Origin of the sequence: Aeromonas sp. 604282, from assembly GCF_049170575.1 — a bacterium.
GTDB lineage: Bacteria > Pseudomonadota > Gammaproteobacteria > Enterobacterales > Aeromonadaceae > Aeromonas > Aeromonas veronii_A.
This window is the reverse complement of the sequence record NZ_JAAKMV010000001.1, coordinates 402,615-419,033: the sequence shown is the minus strand read 5'-3', so window position 1 is coordinate 419,033 and position 16,419 is coordinate 402,615. Positions and strand designations below refer to the sequence as shown.

The window sequence follows — 16,419 nt, the reverse complement described above, 5'->3', positions numbered from 1 at the left end:
GGCTATGTTTTCTATTTTTGTTTATTGGCTGCGTCAATGTATTCTGATACAATCGGAACCCAAGGTCGTTTTTGTGTTCAATGTTATTTAATCGACCATTCGATGGTTTAGGTTTTTTATTTGTAATGTGTGATTCGGCACGGTTATATTGAATGCTTTTAGTATGTAGGTGGTTGTTGATTTAGTTACTGTAATGCGATTGGGATAATGATGGAAAGTATGATTTTTCATGAAAGGCTAAGGGATTTTAAAATAATTGAAAAGCAATTAATTGAGTCAAATATATTGCTTAATCCATATAACATTGATTCTGATGATATGTATAAGATTGAAAATTATCTATTAAATAGAGATCAGAGATTTAGTTGCTTACTTGATAGAAATATTGTTTCATATCTCATTGATCTGGTGAAAGGTATCGAGTTGCAACCAGATTCTGAACGCAATAAATGCCATAGACTTGCCGCTGCATTACAAGCTTTCTTTAACGCTGCAGATATTAAATCTGAACCGGGCCTTTCATATCATGAGTATATTGAAAATGCCTCAATAGAGAAGGCGGATAAAGAGTTGAGTTTTTTTCGATCTGCGGATAACTTGAATGCAAATATTTATCTTGATATCGCATTAGAAAAAATCCATTCAATTCCTAGTGATCTAGTCCCAAAATTTGATTCTGGAGAGTTATTGAATTTTGATCCTGAGTACCGCGTAAAAGAATTTGAGTTTAACATTGTCGTAATTAAAAAAGGTTTAAGCATTCGTTCAAAATGCACAAGTGATTACGAGGCAATGATATTGTTGTTAGAGTGGATGTTTGAGGAATATGTATTTTGCATACCAGCATTTTATTTTATGGCGATATATTTTAGTCGTCATAGGATACCAAAGATGATTAAGTCTAATTCTTTGAAAAGTGTTAGAAATGCAGCTTGGGATTTAGCATTATTACAGCACTGGATATCATTGGTTAATAATGATAGAGAGCAGATCTGGTTGTTGGCAAGTATGGATAAAGCTATCGCTAAAACTGCAAATCTTATGCTTACTCGTTCAACAGAAAGTTCAGATGACTACCTAGATAGGATTGAGAACACATTTTCTTCTATGTGGGGTAAGAAATTCGGTCATGGGCGTAAACTATTTCAAAGATTTCTCTACTGGCAAAAAAATATAGATAGTCCGTTGAGAAGATTTAACCACCCTGAAAATAGAACTTCTGAGTATATGTTGGCAGTGAGAGCGTCGGTACATGATGAATATATGCGTATGTTAGTTGTCTAGACCGTAGGTTCGATTAGCAGATGGGCATAATCGGACGCTCGTGGTGAAATTCCATGTCAATGCGGCAATAACGTCACGACCGATGCCAGTTCGAGAGTGAGTTTTTTGGGGGAAGTGCGAAGTGGCAATCAGAGAGGGTTTTGGTGAGTTAGAGAGACATATTAGAGAAAGACTGCGAACGTCCGATTACGCTTCGCTAATCAAATCTTCGGCCTTTGTCAGAAGGACATAATAAAGATGAATTGGATGCCAGGTAATACTAAGCAGGGTACATTTACCATTGTGGTTGCTATCCTGTTATTAGTATGTGCCCGAGTTGGATTTTATATAAATAACCCCGCGGAGTATTTTTCGACTAATCTTTTGCCGGAACTAACCGGAATGCTAATTGAATTATGCATTATACTTTTCATTGTTGATCGTTGGCAAGAGCAAAACAGAGTTCAACTTTTAATCATCAAAGAGAAACGCCTAAGAGAGTATCTGATTTTTTCTTACGGCACGGGTTTAAAACATTGCCCCGTAAGTACCGTGTTGGTAATTTTTATGGTGAAGAGCATGAACAGAACATTGAGTACCTAGATAGTCTATTTGATTTTATTAAGGATGGTGGATTGGCTACACAAGAAATTGATGCCATTCGTGGTCAATGTGATATTGATTTAAATACATTTGGAAACTTGCTTCCGGTTGCGTCGGAGTTAACGGATGATCATTTCAAGGCATGGTCTCGAATTATTTATTTTATGGTGCGCATATCAAAAGGGTTAGGTGATGATGTAGAAAGTATTAAGTATATAATCATAAATATTAAGAGGTATGAGAGCGCATCCCATGCAAGTGGCATATATGTTGGTTCGGAGAATGTGTGAAAATATTAAAAATGATTCTTGGTGTGTGGTGCTTAATATTTTTTGAGTCCTTATTTGCAATGTAGTAGGCCTGCCAGTAGTTGTTAATATTTAGGATCGTTTAACTGCAAATACTATAGCTCGTAGGTTCGATTAGCCGGTAGGCGTAATCGGACGATCGCGGTGACACTCCCCGCCAATGTGGCAAGTACGTCCCGACCTGTGTCAGCTAGAGAGTGAATGTCGGGGCGCAGAAGTGGCCATATGAGCGTTTTGGCGAGTTAAAAGAAAGGCCGCGAACGTCCGATTACGCTTCGCTAATCGAACCTACGGTGCTGAGTTAGCTGACAGAATACGGGTGGTATTCAAACCAAAAGTTGTGCAGCCCCTGCCGAAAGCCATGTTTACGGCAAAAAATCAGGGAGCCATAGCTCCCTAATCGCGACACACGGGGTAATAAATCAGCCGATGGCTGGCGTTTGTTGCCAGTTGGCTTGCTGCGGACGGCCTTGAGATCGGCGCTGATAGCGCCAGGCCAGCAGTAGCGGCATACCGAGCAGCAGCTGGGCGGCCAGCGGGATCTCCTCGATGGGGGCGGCCAGTGCACCTTCCGGAATAATGCCCCCCTCAATTTCGGCCGCCAGTTTGAGCTCCAGCGCATTGCCAAAGTCGGCGAAGGTGGTGGCATTGATCACAAACGCATCCTGACCGCCCGCCACGTTCTCCACATACCACTCTTGCAGTACCCCATCGGCATAGTCCTGACCTATGGTGATGCCGTTGATGGTATCGATGCCGGAGGCGAGCAGTTGATCCCGCACGGTGGCGGTATCCAGCCCTGCGTTCTGGATCCCGTCACCCGACACATCCATCACCTGGCGGGCGGCGGTGAAGTCGTTGGTATCAAATTGCAAGCCACCAAAGGCCATGGCCGAACCGGGGGCCGTCATCCCCGCATAGGGGCGTACCAGGGCATCCAGGGTGGCGGCGAAGTTGTTGATGGAGGTCATGTCGTAGAGGTGGAACCAGTCAGTCATCACGCTCTGCTGGGTCGAGCCGCTCCACATGATCATCTGCACGGCGATGGAGCCCAGCTTACCGCCGCTGGTGTCGAGGATGGCGCTTTGTACCTCCTGACTGTAAAAGGCGTCCACATAGCCCTGTAACTGCAAATTGAATTCCGATGAACTGACGCTGCCCGACACATCCATCAGCAGTTGCAGTTCGGTATCGACTTCGGTCAAGGCGTATGCGGGGGAGGTTACCAACAACATCCCCAGCAGCCCTGCCAACGGTTTGAGTTTCATTGCTCACTCCTTCTCCCTGGCGCTAGTGCCAGAAGGGGGAATGAATAAAGCGTGCCAGCTTTGTTGCATCCTCTGACTTGGCTTGGTCCGGGTGAGAGCGGGCAGGCATGGAACTTGCGAGAACTTGCGTCAGCGGTCAAAAGCGCTGATAACCGGCAGGAGTTGCGATGGAGATCCGTCCCTGGCAGTGGGCACCCAACTGGCTGCTACTTGGTTTGGCCAATCAGTGGGGCATGGTATGGCTCAATATGGGTCACTTCAACCTGCTGGTGGTGTTGCTGATTGCTATCTGGTGGCAAATTGCATCGCGGGTTGCACCGAGCTGGCGTCCGCATCCACTGGCGCTCGCCCTCTTTATCCTGCTGATCCTGATCCCCAGCGCCAGTTGCAAGGCGCTGGCCTGTCTGCTGTTGGTGGCCTCGCTATGGCGCCGTCATCAGAGTGGCGATGAGCGGGCGGTGTTGCAGATTGTGCTCGCCTTTACCGTGGCGGTGTTGTGGGGGCAGCAGGTGTTTGCCCTGCTCTCCGGCCCTGTGCTGGCGCTCGATGCCTGGGGGGTGGGCCAGTGGCTGCAACTGCTGGGGTGGGACATTCGGCTGGATGGTAATCGCATCGAACGACTGGGGGGCCACGCCCTCATCGTGCTCAAGGGGTGCTCCTCGTTTTCTCAACTCTATCTGGTGGTGCTCTCCTGGCTGGTCTCCTGCTGCTGGCTGGCGCCTGAGCGCCCCCTCTACCGGCAGTGGCCCATGTTGCTGCTGGTTTGCCTGCTCTATATCGGGGCCAATCAGCTGCGGTTGGTGCTGATGAGCCTGGATCTGCGCTGGTATGGCTGGCTGCATACCGGCTCGCTGGCCCAGCTCTACCAGTGGGCCATTATGTTGCTGGTGATGACCATCCTCTTTATCCGGGGGCGCCGTGATGCATCTATCTAGGGGGTATCTGCTGCTGTTGCTGGTGGCGCTGCTCAGTGCTGCCGCCATGGGCTGGCGTTATCAGAACCGGGCGATCAATGAGGGGGCCAAACCCATGCTAATGGAGCTGGTCCAGTTGGGCTGGCGCTTGCGGGTGGCCACGCCGGTATTGGGTGGCACCTATGTCAGCTATCAGCTGGCCCATCCCCGCTGTGACGGCCTGCTGCAGGCCATGCTGGTGGCGCCGGATCGGGAGGCGATGTCAGTGACGCTGGCGGGTGAAGGGATGAGTCAGGGGGTGATGTTTTTAGGCGAGTTGCACCAGAGCCCGCCGCTGCTCTCGTACCGTCTTACCCAGGGTTGGCGCAAGTTGTGGGGGCTGGCCCCTTATCCCCTCTATCGGGTGGCTTTGCCAACCACCTGCCTCGGCCTTATTGCGCCGCCGTTGGGGTGACCACCCCCGACTCTCCGTTTGGCAGAATGCGGATCAGCAAGGTATTGGGGGCTAACATGGGGTCATAGCGGGGCTCCAGCTCAATGGCGCGAGCTCCCAGCAAGCGGGTGAGGGCAGTAAGTCGCACGCTTGCCATTCGCGCACTCTCCAGCATGTCGGTTTGCAGCCCGGGGCCGCTTACCAGCGCAATCCGGGCCGGATCCTTGCGTCCTAAAAACTGATGCAGCAGCTGCTCCTGATCCGCTGGCAGTTGTGTCTCCGCTTGCTGGTACTGCAGTTGCAGCTGGGGCTGTTCGGCCAGTTGCTGTTCCCGCAACTGGTTGAGGATCGGCAGGGTCTCATTGACCGGCTCCTGACGGGCGCAACCGGTGAGGATCAGCAATGGCAGCATTAGGGGCAACAGGCAGCGCAGGGCGCTGTCTTTGGCTGTGGAGCGGGGAGTCTGGTTGGCCATACGCAGTCACTTCAGGAGGATGAGTTGGCACCAGTTTGCAATGTTTTCAATCCCTTGGCCAGTTGTTCAATCTCGCGGCGCCACTGGATCCAGGCGGCAGAGGGCAGTTGCTCTGCCACCTGCCAGCGGGTCGGCAGCTGATCGCGCAGACGCTCCAGCAGCAGGGCGGCTTCCACCTGATAGCGGGCCTCCTGCTCCAGCCAGGCGAGCCAGCGCAGATCTTCGATGGCTTGCTGCAACAGCAGCAGATCGTGAGAGAGGCGGTGCGCCTCGCAGGCTTGTGGGCCGAGCAGCATAAAGTCGCTCTCCCGCCCGTCGGTGGGGTCATAGGGCAGGGCGGTGGGCATGCGGCCATGCCACTGCAAATAGCCTTCGGCGCCGCTTTGCCACAGATAGAACCCGGCGGCTCTCGGGGTGCCCAGATTGTAAAACCAGGGGGTGACCTTGTGCTGGCGTACCCGCGCCACATCGGCCTTGTCGGCGCCAAAGCCTGCGTTGATCAAGGCAATCTCCACCTCTGCCAGCAGACCAGCCTGACCCGGATGATTGAAGTGACCTGCGCGGAGCACCGCCGGATCCCGCCGTTTCATCTCCCGCGCCAGGCTGGTAATGGCGGGCAGAGTGGCAAGATCCGGCTCATCAAACAGGCTCCATGCCAGCGGGGGCAAGCCGCTGGCGGTCAGCCCCTGTTGCCGCGCTTGCCACTGATCAAGCTGGCTGGCAGGGTCGCCCCCCCAGCGTTTGAGCGGGGTATAGGCCAGCAGGGGGGGCACAAAGCCGAGCCCGGCCGCTTCTCCCATGATCTCCCGCATCCCTGCTTCATCTTGTGGCAGGGCGGGCGAGAGGCCGCTGATCCCCAGCTTGGCGAGCCGCTCCAGATCGCAGCGACTGGCCGTGGCGATCTGCTCTTTTAGCGCCTCGGGGTTTGGGCTTAGCCAGTTCAGATAGGGGGGCGCTTCGACATAGATGCCGACCGGCTTGCTGGCCGCGGGCAGGGTCAACGGCAGCACCTCGATAGTCAGTGGCAGCTGCACCAGTTGCTGTTGGCTGAGCAGCTGAATATTGCCGAGATAGTGACCGGCAGGCGCATCGCGAGGGACGGTGATCTGCAGCACCAGACGCCGTGGCACCCCTGCCAGTAGGGTGAGCCCGGCGATCCCCTCGACCAGCTCCTGATCCGAGGGGGCCAACAGGGTGCCGCTCGCCTGCGGGCGAACCAGATGCCACTTGCCGTAATAGGGGATCAGCGCCAGCGGTGATCCTGCCTGTTCGGGGGGCTGGATCACCAGCAAGGGGGCCGGATCGTCGGTGGCGGCGTGTATGGCAAACTCCAGCAACAGCTGGCTGCCACGGGCCGCCAGCACCGGTTGTGAAGCCTGCTGCAACGCATCGGCCGCAGATAGCGGGGCGATCTGCAGGGTTGGGGCGGCATCTGTAATCGGCGTGAGGCTCAGTTGCTGCGAAGCAGGGGCTGGGGTTGGGGAATAGGGGGCCAGAGTCCACTTCTCCAAAAACAGCTGGCGCTGCTTGGTCAGCACGATGGCGGTAGCGTCGGCCAATACAGCGTGATCTTTCCCACTATTCGGGAGAGCCTCTTTGCTGGTGGGGGCCGGATAGGGGGCAAGCAGCAGTCCCGCCAGGTACTTGGCATCCGGTGAGTGACCTACCAGTGTGATAGTGAGCGGGCCGCCTGGGTGGTTCAGGGTGACATGAACCGGGCCGCCCTGTCGTGCCCCAAACAGCTGCCAGGGATCCGGGTTTGGCAGTGCCTCGCGGGATTGTCCCGCCAGATAGCGCTGCGTTAGCCACTCCTGCGGTTGCCACTGCTCGGCCCAGATGGGCTCGCCATTGACCAGAACGCTGCGCTCGAAGGGGTGGGGCAGATACTCCCACTCGCCGGGGTCATCGAGCCAGAGGGTGAGCTGGTAGCGCCCCTTGGCGACCTCCAACCGTACGCCATCCAGATTGCGCAGCCCATCGCGCACCAGGGCATCGCCGGAGGGGCGCAAGATGGCGGTGGGGTGGCCAATCAGCCGGGGATCCCCCGGGCTCAGGGGCTCAAAGCCGGTAAAGCGGGGCGCAGCCGCCGCCCCCAGATCCAGCGCAATGGTGCCCGCAGGCAGAGTCAGACCGGGCTCCCAGTACCAGCGGTGAATGGTCATTGAGGGGGCGTTATCGGCCATAAAGAGATAGAGCTTGGTGAGTTTGTCCAGCGCCAGCGCTCTGGGCTGGCTGGTGCGCCACTCACTCAAGGCAAAGCGCTGGGTGAAGGGGCCGGGGGCGACAATCCGCTCCAGATTGACCCGGCTGCGGTAGTTGACCGAGGCCTCATCGTCGATACGCAGGATCAGGGTTTGCGGGCGGGCGCTGGGGTTATGGCCCTCGATCACCAGTTCATCATCGCTGCCTATTGGCCAGTTGTGGGTGCTCAGATCGAGCCGCTGGGGGGTCTGGTTACCTGTCAGGGGCAGCGGGGTCTGCCCCTCCAGCCGGGTAGCGCCCATCGCTGCATTGGCGCAGAGCAGGATAACCAGCCAGAGCCTTTTGCTCATCCGGCTAGCCCCTTCAACCAGTTGTTCAGCTCGGCAGCCTTGTGATCCCAGCTTTGCAGGGCCACCTGTTGTTGGCGAGTGTGGCGCCCTTCGCTGCGGGTGAGCCCCTCCCAGCCACTCTCCTGAAACCATCCTGGATTGGATTGATCAAAGGCGGCCCGGTTGATGGCCTGGGCCAGGCTCTCCCCATCGTGGGGGAGCTGGATCTGATCCCGATAGCCATCGAGGGCCGGAAAATCGGTGCTGACGATGGGTCGCCCTGCGGCCAGATATTCACGCAATTTCAACGGATTGCAGGCACGGATCTGGGCGTTGTCGACAAAGGGCAGCAGACTCACCTGCCAGTGCTGGGCATAGGCCGCCAGCGAGTGATGGGGACGGGGCCCCAGCAGATGGATATTGGGGAGCCCCTTGAGGGGGGAGATATCGGTCTGGACCGGGCCAATCAGCACCAGATCCCAGTGGGGCAGGGCGGCAGCCGTCTCTGCCAGCAGGGGGATATCAATCCAGTCGCTCAGGCTGCCGTAAAATCCGGCAATGGGACGGCCGGAGGGGAGATCCGCCGGGCGCTCTCTGGGGGGCATAAACAGCTCGAGATCCACGCCGTGGCTGAGGAGCCGGGTTTTATGGGGCGGAAACCGGCTGGCCAGCGCGGGGCTGGCGGCCAGAATGAGATCGGCTTTTTCCACCAGTCGGGCCTCGCAGTGGGCAATGGCCTGATGATCCACCCCTGCCAGCGCCGAGAAGTCATCGCCGCAGTAGTAGATCACCGCCCGCTCTTCGAGCTTGCCAATCAGATCGACGGCGCTGGGCAGGGAGATCCAGAGCAAGGGGCGATCCAGCTCGGGCAGCTGACGCCGGATCTGCGCCGCCAGCCAGTGGCCATTGATCTTGCCCGCCAGCCGACTGCCCGGCAGCGGCAAGGCGAGCGGCGGCAGAACCCGGGGGCTGCTGGCTTCGGATGGCGCAACCGACTGGCCGCCAGCATGGCGCGCGCCGCGCAGCACCGCCCCCAGTTTGCGGACGATGCGGGTGAGATCATGAAGGGTAAAGCGGGGGCAGCGCATGCCGATGGAGTTGACCCAGAGCACCTGATAATCGGGCAACAGACGCTTGATCAGATGCTGGGTGCTGGAGGGGTGCTGGCCCCAATCCTCGCCCAGCACCACCAGTTGCGGCAGTGAGTGTGGTTTCATGCAAAGGTCTCCGAAGCGTGTGCGGGGTCGCTGTGATCCTGTGGCAGCAACGGGCGCAGTACTGTGGCCGGTACACCCGCTGCCAGCACACCTGCGGGCAGATCCCGGGTGACGACGCTGCCTGCGGCGACAATGGTGCCGGCGCCTATGGTGACGCCAGCCATCACCATCACCCCTGTGCCAAGCCAGACATCCTGCTCCAGCACAATGGCCCCCACCTGTTCATCGCGATCCGGTTTGCCAAGGGCGCGATCGCGGGCGTTGACCGGGTGCCCCGGGTAGCCCGCCAGAAAGGCACGCCCTGCAATTCTGACGTTATCCCCCAGCACGATCTTGCTGCCCACCGCCAGGGTGGTCTGCCAGCCAATGCCGACATTGCGGCCAATCACCAGCTTTGGCGTCTGGCTCGATGCCCGGCCGCTGATGGTCATGGCGGCGCTGAGGCGGCAGTCGGCGCCGATCTCGATGGTGACCGGACCGCTGATATAGGGGATGCCGCCATAGAGGTAGAGGCGTGGGGCGGGGGCCGTGAGGCGAGATTGAAACAAGGGGGTCCACCAGAGGGTGCGGGTCAGGGTCGCCAGCGCGTTGCTGATCAGCAAATAGAGCTGATAAAGCAGCCGATGCAGGGGAGGGATCACTGGGCATGACCAGTGGCGGGCACTTTTGGCCAGTCGCCATACCCGGCGTGCCAGTGGCGTATCCCCCTGTTTGGCCCAGCTTTTCATCCTGTGCAGGTTGATGGTGTTCATGGCGACCTCTCCCTCTGGTGCAGTCCGTTGCTCGCTAAGCAGAAAGCAGGGATCGGGCCAACAGGACGACCCCTGTTAGAACGGGCCAAATGGGGCTAAGAGGAGGGGCAGATTGCGCTGGTCGGTGCAATTTGCAGCCAGCGTTGTGCAAAACGCAAATGCCAGTCTCATTCTGGGCTTGTTCAGGCCGGTTAAGCCGCGCAGAGAAGCTATCGTATCTGGGCGGGAGTGAGTGGCGTGGGCTTTGCATTAGCGGTAGCTGACCCGGAGCAAGATGCTTCGGGTGGCTGGGAGGCCCTATGAAACTTGGTGTGAACCAGATTGCCATGCTCTATTACGCCGGTGGCTTGCTCCTGATGAAAGGGATCTCCCTGCTGATGCTGCCGGTGCTGACCCATCAGCTGCTGCCTCGTGAATACGGCCAGCTGGAGGTGCTGTTGACCCTCATCAATCTGGGCTCCCTGATCCTTGGCTTCGGGCTGGTGGATGCCCTCTACCGCTTTGCCGGACTGGCGAAAGATGAGCAGGAGCGCCAGCAGGTGGTGGCCCGCATGTTTGGGCTGGTCTGGCTGATCGCCTTGGCCAGTCTGGTGCTGCTCTGGCTGCTGGCGCCTGTGGTGCAAGCCTGGCTACCGGTGGAAACCCGTCTTGCGGATGTGCGCTGGGTGCTCTGCGCCCTGCCGTTTGAAGGGGTGATCGGCGTGCCGCTGGCATGGCTGCGGATGCGCAATCAGGCGCAGCTCTTTTTCGTGGCGACCGCAGGCAAGGCGGTGATCCAGTCGGTGCTGACCGGCTGGTGGCTCTGGCTCGGTTGGGGCGTGAGCGGGGTGCTGGCCTCCGGCACCCTGACCTGCGTTGCACTGGCGCTGCTGCTGAGCCTCTGGCAGTGGCGAGATAGCGGGATCCGCTTTGACTGGCAGCACTATCGGCCGCTGCTGCGCTATGGATTGCCCCTGGTGGTGAGCGGGCTGGCAGGTTTTGCCCTGAGCGGACTGGATCGCTGGTTGCTGGCCGATGTGGTGGGGGAGGCGCTGCTTGCCTACTACGCGGTGGCGGGCAAGCTGGCGCTGGCGGTGGGGTTGTTGCTGCAACCCTTTGCCCTCTGGTGGTATCCCCGCCGTTTCATGCTGTTGCGCGAGCCGGATGGACTGCGGCTCAATGCCCACTACAGCGTGATGGGGTCGGTGTTGGGGTTTGTCACCGCGGGGATTGTCGGGCTCACCGCCCCCTTGCTCATTCGCTGGCTGACCCCGGAGAGCTATCACGGGGCGATCGCCTACATTCCGCTGCTGGTGCTGGGTATGGCGGTGCGCAATGTTTCGGACTTGCTCAATGTCGGCTGCTTTAGCGGCGAGAAGAGCAATGCCCAGATGGTGATCAATCTGGGCTGCAGCGCTCTTGGGGTCGCAGGCTTTCTGCTCGCCATCCCCCCCTTCGGGGTTGCCGGGGTGATCTGGACTCTGCTGCTGGTCTATCTGGTACGGGCGCTGGCCTTTTATCTGGTGAGCCAGCGGTTGTTGCCGCTGCCGTATCGCCTCTCGGCACTCTGGGCCAGTTCGCTCGGGGCGCTGGCGATGGTCTGGCTCGGCCAATGGTGGGCAGGATCATGGCTCGTCTAACGCCAGCCATCTGGGCAAGCACCATCTGTCTGGTGCTGGCTCTGCTCTGGTGGCGGCTGCCCCATCCCTTGCTGTTGCCGGTGCTCGGCCTTGCCATTCCCGCCATCTGGTTTGCCCTGCGCTGGCCCTTCTTGATGGTGCTGGGGTTTGTCACCTTCTCCTTCTTTCGGCTGCATGAGGTGTTCCCCCAGCTCTATCCCCTCAAGATCCCGCTGCTCTTCTCGCTGGCCGCCATCGGCGCGCTGGTCTGGCACATTTTGCTGACCGGCCGGATAAAGCCCTACTGGAGTCCTGCCCTGAGCTGGCTGACGGCCTTCTTTGTGATGGTCTCCATCGGTGTGCTGTTTGCCAGTAACCGGGGCGAGGCCATCGCCACCTGGACCGGCAGCTACAGCAAGATCTATCTGATGACCCTGGCCACCGCCTGGCTGGTGCGCACCCCGGGGGATTTTGCGCTGGCGGTGCGCACCTTTGTGGTGGCGGGCTGTCTGGTGGCGCTGGTGGCCCTCTACAACAAGGCGAGCGGAATTGGGTTGGTGGAGGGGACCCGGGTGACCATAGGGCGCGAGCTGGGCTCTGTGCTGGGTGATCCCAACGATCTGGCACTGGTGCTGCTCTTTCCTGCCGGCTTTTCGCTGAGCTTGCTGCTCAATCAGGGCAATGGGGTGGGGGGGCGTTTGTTGGGGGGGCTCGGCTTTGCGCTGACCGCCGCCGCCATTATCGCCACCCAGAGCCGGGGGGGGTTGCTGGGTATCTGCGCCGTTGGTGGCCTGTTTGCCTGGCAGCGGGTGAAGTCGAAAACCCTGTTGATCTCGCTGGGGATGGTCGCGCTGGTGGTGCTGTTTGCCGCCGCAGGGATCAGCGATCGGGCATCTGGCGGCGCCGCCGAGAGCGGGGTCGATGCCTCGGCTATGGGGCGGATCTACGCCTGGCAAGCGGCCTGGGGCATGGCGCTGGGCCATCCGCTGGTGGGGGTGGGCTTGTCCAATTTCTATTACAACTACTTCTTCTACAGCCCCCACTGGGATGGACTGAATCATGCGGTGCACTCCACCTGGTTCGGGGTACTGGCTGAAACCGGCTTTGTCGGGTTGGCGCTGTTTATCGGCATGGTGACGGTGACCCTGCGCAGTTGCTGGCGTTGCCAGCTTGCTGGCATGCCTCCTGCAGTGATCACGGCGATGCAGGGGGTGATGGCCAGCATGGTGGGGTTTGTGATTTCGGGGTCCTTCCTGACCCAGGGGTTTACCTGGCCCATCTATCTGGAGTTGGCGCTGGCCGTCGCCGCCATCAAGTACGTGCAACAGGCGGCCACAGAGGTGAAGGCCACTGCTGAGGAGCATCAGGAGGCAACCCGGTTGCCGGCATTGCCACCCAAGGGAGCAAGAGGATGAACGCAACCCCTGTTTTGCTGGTTCACTACGGAGAGGACTGGATCCGCGGCAGCGAACGCTGCCTGCTGGATCTGCTGGCCCACCTCGATCGCAGCCGCTTTACGCCGTTGCTCTGGTGCAATAGCCCGACGCTGGCGGCAGAGGTGGCCACCCTCGGGGTAGAAACCATGGTCGAGCCGTTCAGCCTGCTGCTGGGATGGCAGGCGCCCCGTTTTGATCTTGCGGCCCATCGGCGCCTCTCCCGGCGAGCCAGAGAGCTCATCACCGAACGGCAGATCGGGCTGGTGCACGCCAACAGCGCGGCCCCTTGTCAGTGGCTGGCGGGGGTCTGTCGGGCGTTGCAGGTACCGCTGGTGTGCCACCTCCATGCCCGTTACCAGCCAAGAGACAGGTTCAGCCTGCGGGTCCATCAGGCAAGCGTGCTGATCGGGGTGAGCGAGCCGGTGTTGACCGGTTGGCGCCAGGATGGCTGCGCGGCCGATCGGTTGATCCGGGTATCTAACGGGGTGGATGCCGCTCGCCTGAATGGCGGTGCTCACTGGCCGGTCGTCGGTATGCTGGGCTTGCCCCCGGGGGATATGATCATCACCACCGTCGGCTCCCTGATCAAACGCAAGGGGATTGATCTGCTGATCCGCTCGCTGGCTGCCCTGATGGCATCGGGGGAGGAGGCTCAGTTGCTGATCATTGGCAGCGGCCCGGAGCGGGAAGCATTGATGGCGTTGGCTGTCGAGCTCGGGGTGGCCGAGCGTGTCCACTTTCTCGGCGAGCGACCAGACAGCGCGGCTATCTTGCGGGGCGGGGTGGATCTGCTGGTCTCCGGCGCCCGTGAGGAGGTGTTTGGTCTGACGTTGGCGGAGGCGGGCATGTTGGGGCTCCCGGTCAGTGCTTATCGGGTGGGCGGCATCCCCGAAGTAGTGAAGGAGGGGGTGACCGGCTTGTTGGCAACCCCGGGGGATTGGGCCGAGATGGCTGATCACTGGCGGCAATTGAGCAATCCGCAGCGCCGATGTGAAATGGGGCGGGCCGCTCAGCTGCGTGCCGCACAGTTGTTCACGGTGGCGCGCTATGTCGACGGGGTCACGGCGGTGTGGGACGCCGCGTTGGCTGGTCGTTGGCACGCCACGGCCCCCACACCCTTCCGACCACTCATTCACTGGGCGGGGCAACGACTCCTTGCCAGAGGGCGCAATATGCTGGCAAGTGGGATGGCCAAGGTGGCGCAAAAAGTGCAGCTGGGGTTTGGCCGCCGCAAGGTGCCAGAGTAAGGGAGCAGCAAGATGAGCATGCAAACTGAGCCGGTGTTTGGAAAGATCATCGTTGTGGATCCCATCCCGTTTCGCGGTGGCTCCAAGGTTGCGACCGAAGTGCTGCTCGATGAGTTGGCCAAACGGATGCCCGGGCTCACATGCCATGTGTTGACCCAGGATCCCGACTCCTGGTCCCGTTGTCAGCATCATCCCCTTTGGCTGCCCCACATATTGAAGGGGCGGGAGTCCGGCATCGGTTATCTGCTCAAACAGGGGTGGCAGACCCTGCTCATCCTCTGGCTGGTGTTGCGTTTGGGGGAGGTGAAGTGCCTGGTGGCGGCGTCAGGGCCGGGGGTGGATCTCTGCTGTTACTGGGCGGCCCGCTGGTTGCGGTGCCGGGTGGTTCAGCTGATCCATGGCCCTGTGGGGTGCTCGGGGCTCTCTGCCAGGGCCTTGCAACGGGCGAATTTTGTGTTTTATCTCGAATCAACGCGCAGCTCCCTGGCGGCATTGCTGGCCCGGCTTGGCGAGACCGAGTTCCCGTCACACTGGCAGCCATTTACCAACGGTTTGAGTGAGATTGATTGGCCCAAAGCGACCCTGGGGGGGCCTCGTATTTTGTGGGCGGCCTCGTTGCTGCGCTGGAAGGGGCTGGATACCATGCTGGCCGCCCATCAGATGATCCCTGATGCTCGCCCCGAGCTGATGGTGTGCTATTTGCAACCCAAGGGCACGCTGCAGCCCTGCAGCCAGCCTCAGCCACAGCTGCCAGACACGCACTGGTATGCCAACCCCGCCAATCTTGACGAGATCCGATCTCAATGCGGCATTTTTGTCTCCACCAGTCATCAGGAACCGTTTGGCCTCTCCATTCTGGAGGCTATGGCGGCGGGATTATGCGTAGTGATCCCGGCCGATGGCGCCTGGTGGGATCGACACCTCATCGATGACGTGAATTGCCGCAAATATCAGCCAAACGATCCCGGCGATCTGGCGCGGGTGCTGGCCAGCCTCAATGCGATGCCCGACGTGGTCAAGCGACTTGGCCATCATGCCCGTCTGCATGCCATGGTCCATTACAACGCGGCAGATACCTATCAAAGCACACTGGATCAGTGGGAAGGTATGTTGCGATGGGATGCGTTGAGCCTTGCCGTGCATGGTTAGCGCGCAGTGGTTTCCCGTGAGGAGGATGGGGGCGTATGAGGGACTTATGGGCAGACTGGTTGCGGGAGGCTGGGTGACTCCGCCACTCTGATGCAGTTACGGCCGGATGATTTGGCGGTGTAGAGCGCAGAATCAGCCAGTTTGACCAGTTCAGATGGCTGCCAGTGACTCGATGGTCTGAGGCAGGCAACACCCATGCTAACGGTCACCAGACCGGTGGCATTTTGTGCGTGTGGCTGCGCCAGTGCAAAAATCAGTCGCTGGATATGTTGGGCAATTTCATAGGCGGATTGACGCTCGACATGTGGCAGCAGGATGACAAATTCTTCTCCGCCGTAGCGAGCCACCAACTCCCCCGAGCGGCGCCCGGATTGCGCCAGGGTATGGGCCAGCAATCGAAGGCACTCGTCACCGGCAACGTGGCCATAGAGATCGTTGAACTGCTTGAAATGATCGATGTCGAGTATGATGAGCGCAATCGGCATCTCTGTCTGAATACAGTGTTCCCAGGCCTGGTTCAATGAGTTGTCGAACAGACGACGGTTGCCGATATTGGTGAGCCCGTCGGTATTGCTGAGCGCTTCCAGTTTCCGGTTCGCTTCCGCCAGCTCCTTGGTTCTGAGCTCGATAATGAGCTCCAGCTCATGTTGGCGCTCCTCCAGACTGGTCATCGGGTAAATTTCGCTTTCCCGAGCAGCACTGTAAGGGAGGGAGATACTGCTGTGAGCAATTTTCCACGCCATGGCTTCGTGTCGAAAAATCAGCACCAACCTGGCGGTTCTGCGGGAGAGGATAGGTTCTGATTTCGGTAGATGGATATGGAAGAAGGCGGTGACAGCCACCACATCAGCGGCCAGATCTTGCAGGGTTACATCGAGTATTTCCAGGCGGATCCTGCCCGGGATCTGGGCAAAATCGCGGCGGGTTATCCGGATCCACTCATCTTTATCGGTAACCAGAACATCACTGCTGCCGGCAAAACCGCTGAAATTGTCGCTAAACCGCGTGGTGAGCCGATCATCCCGTGATGAATACAGCTCGATGTACTCATCAAACAGTGAGCGGATCAACGGTTCCCGTTCAGTGGTCATTGCGCTGGGCCCATGTGAAGTGGTCACGTTTTTAAAACGTTCGATTGAACTATAGTCAATTATGTCGTTTTAATTGGCTATCTATCTTGATTTTTATCGTTTTTTTGTTCGATTACCGTTATTGGCAAGTGTCC

The 16,419-nt window shown here is 58.5% G+C and carries 14 protein-coding genes; 8 read left to right on the top strand and 6 right to left on the bottom strand.

Annotated elements, in window-relative coordinates; genetic code table 11:
* Nucleotides 1–207 precede the first annotated feature (207 nt).
* Complete coding sequence (locus G5367_RS01790; protein ID WP_245094231.1) at nt 208–1,284, top strand: hypothetical protein; 1,077 nt, start codon at nt 208–210, stop codon at nt 1,282–1,284.
* A 422-nt stretch (nt 1,285–1,706) separates the two neighbouring features.
* Nucleotides 1,707–2,156 carry a hypothetical protein gene (locus tag G5367_RS01785; protein ID WP_421243668.1) on the top strand — a complete coding sequence of 150 codons (450 nt, stop codon included), beginning with the start codon at nt 1,707–1,709 and terminating at the stop codon, nt 2,154–2,156.
* Nucleotides 2,157–2,596: 440 nt separating this feature from the next.
* Here the strand turns inward: G5367_RS01785 and G5367_RS01780 are convergent, their stop codons facing one another.
* A complete protein-coding gene (locus G5367_RS01780; RefSeq protein WP_159167611.1) occupies nt 2,597–3,442 on the bottom strand; it encodes a DUF1194 domain-containing protein in 846 nt (281 codons plus the stop codon).
* A 167-nt stretch (nt 3,443–3,609) separates the two neighbouring features.
* Between G5367_RS01780 and G5367_RS01775 the strand changes: the two genes are divergently transcribed.
* The gene (locus G5367_RS01775) at nt 3,610–4,377 is read left to right on the top strand and encodes a hypothetical protein (protein ID WP_421293802.1); all 768 of its coding nucleotides are present in this window, start codon (nt 3,610–3,612) and stop codon (nt 4,375–4,377) included.
* Complete coding sequence (locus G5367_RS01770) at nt 4,364–4,810, top strand: hypothetical protein (protein WP_421293801.1); 447 nt, start codon at nt 4,364–4,366, stop codon at nt 4,808–4,810. The genes G5367_RS01775 and G5367_RS01770 overlap by 14 nt, the downstream gene beginning before the upstream one ends.
* Here the strand turns inward: G5367_RS01770 and G5367_RS01765 are convergent.
* From G5367_RS01765 to G5367_RS01750, 4 genes are read right to left on the bottom strand one after another with little or no spacing between them, the layout of a single operon-like run.
* Nucleotides 4,788–5,264, bottom strand: coding sequence for a hypothetical protein (locus G5367_RS01765; protein WP_421293800.1), 477 nt, complete (start codon nt 5,262–5,264; stop codon nt 4,788–4,790). The two genes, G5367_RS01770 and G5367_RS01765, sit on opposite strands and share 23 nt — an antisense overlap.
* Before the next feature lie 11 nt (nt 5,265–5,275).
* Nucleotides 5,276–7,816 (bottom strand): hypothetical protein, encoded by a 2,541-nt coding sequence (locus tag G5367_RS01760; protein ID WP_421293799.1) that lies wholly within the window; start codon nt 7,814–7,816, stop codon nt 5,276–5,278.
* Nucleotides 7,813–9,012: a glycosyltransferase gene (locus G5367_RS01755; protein ID WP_159166230.1), complete on the bottom strand. Its 1,200-nt coding sequence runs from the start codon at nt 9,010–9,012 to the stop codon at nt 7,813–7,815. Before G5367_RS01755 ends, G5367_RS01760 begins: the two co-directional genes overlap by 4 nt.
* Nucleotides 9,009–9,764, bottom strand: coding sequence for an acyltransferase (locus tag G5367_RS01750; RefSeq protein WP_421243665.1), 756 nt, complete (start codon nt 9,762–9,764; stop codon nt 9,009–9,011). Before G5367_RS01750 ends, G5367_RS01755 begins: the two co-directional genes overlap by 4 nt.
* Nucleotides 9,765–10,063: 299 nt before the next feature.
* Here G5367_RS01750 and G5367_RS01745 point away from each other — a divergent pair, with 299 nt between their 5' ends.
* The 4 genes from G5367_RS01745 to G5367_RS01730 are packed head-to-tail and all read left to right on the top strand — an operon-like array spanning nt 10,064 to nt 15,194.
* On the top strand, nt 10,064–11,383 hold the full coding sequence (locus tag G5367_RS01745; RefSeq protein WP_421243664.1) for a lipopolysaccharide biosynthesis protein: 1,320 nt from the start codon (nt 10,064–10,066) through the stop codon (nt 11,381–11,383).
* Nucleotides 11,371–12,777, top strand: coding sequence for an O-antigen ligase family protein (locus G5367_RS01740; protein WP_421243663.1), 1,407 nt, complete (start codon nt 11,371–11,373; stop codon nt 12,775–12,777). The genes G5367_RS01745 and G5367_RS01740 overlap by 13 nt, the downstream gene beginning before the upstream one ends.
* Nucleotides 12,774–14,045, top strand: coding sequence for a glycosyltransferase family 4 protein (locus G5367_RS01735; RefSeq protein WP_421243662.1), 1,272 nt, complete (start codon nt 12,774–12,776; stop codon nt 14,043–14,045). The genes G5367_RS01740 and G5367_RS01735 overlap by 4 nt, the downstream gene beginning before the upstream one ends.
* Nucleotides 14,046–14,057: 12 nt before the next feature.
* Nucleotides 14,058–15,194 carry a glycosyltransferase family 4 protein gene (locus G5367_RS01730; RefSeq protein WP_421243661.1) on the top strand — a complete coding sequence of 379 codons (1,137 nt, stop codon included), beginning with the start codon at nt 14,058–14,060 and terminating at the stop codon, nt 15,192–15,194.
* Between the two features lie 44 nt (nt 15,195–15,238).
* Here the strand turns inward: G5367_RS01730 and G5367_RS01725 are convergent, their stop codons facing one another.
* A complete protein-coding gene (locus tag G5367_RS01725) occupies nt 15,239–16,285 on the bottom strand; it encodes a diguanylate cyclase domain-containing protein (protein WP_421293798.1) in 1,047 nt (348 codons plus the stop codon).
* Nucleotides 16,286–16,419 lie beyond the last annotated feature (134 nt).

Excerpts from the sequence above, each read along its gene's own strand:
- G5367_RS01770 (WP_421293801.1), top strand. The coding sequence starts at position 4,364 with ATGCATCTATCTAGGGGGTATCTGCTGCTGTTGCTGGTGGCGCTGCTC.
- G5367_RS01760 (WP_421293799.1), bottom strand. The coding sequence starts at position 7,816 with ATGAGCAAAAGGCTCTGGCTGGTTATCCTGCTCTGCGCCAATGCAGCG.
- G5367_RS01765 (WP_421293800.1), bottom strand. The coding sequence starts at position 5,264 with ATGGCCAACCAGACTCCCCGCTCCACAGCCAAAGACAGCGCCCTGCGC.
- G5367_RS01750 (WP_421243665.1), bottom strand. The coding sequence starts at position 9,764 with ATGAACACCATCAACCTGCACAGGATGAAAAGCTGGGCCAAACAGGGG.
- G5367_RS01790 (WP_245094231.1), top strand. The coding sequence starts at position 208 with ATGATGGAAAGTATGATTTTTCATGAAAGGCTAAGGGATTTTAAAATA.
- G5367_RS01775 (WP_421293802.1), top strand. The coding sequence starts at position 3,610 with ATGGAGATCCGTCCCTGGCAGTGGGCACCCAACTGGCTGCTACTTGGT.
- G5367_RS01725 (WP_421293798.1), bottom strand. The coding sequence starts at position 16,285 with ATGACCACTGAACGGGAACCGTTGATCCGCTCACTGTTTGATGAGTAC.
- G5367_RS01755 (WP_159166230.1), bottom strand. The coding sequence starts at position 9,012 with ATGAAACCACACTCACTGCCGCAACTGGTGGTGCTGGGCGAGGATTGG.
- G5367_RS01730 (WP_421243661.1), top strand. The coding sequence starts at position 14,058 with ATGAGCATGCAAACTGAGCCGGTGTTTGGAAAGATCATCGTTGTGGAT.
- G5367_RS01740 (WP_421243663.1), top strand. The coding sequence starts at position 11,371 with ATGGCTCGTCTAACGCCAGCCATCTGGGCAAGCACCATCTGTCTGGTG.
- G5367_RS01780 (WP_159167611.1), bottom strand. The coding sequence starts at position 3,442 with ATGAAACTCAAACCGTTGGCAGGGCTGCTGGGGATGTTGTTGGTAACC.
- G5367_RS01735 (WP_421243662.1), top strand. The coding sequence starts at position 12,774 with ATGAACGCAACCCCTGTTTTGCTGGTTCACTACGGAGAGGACTGGATC.
- G5367_RS01745 (WP_421243664.1), top strand. The coding sequence starts at position 10,064 with ATGAAACTTGGTGTGAACCAGATTGCCATGCTCTATTACGCCGGTGGC.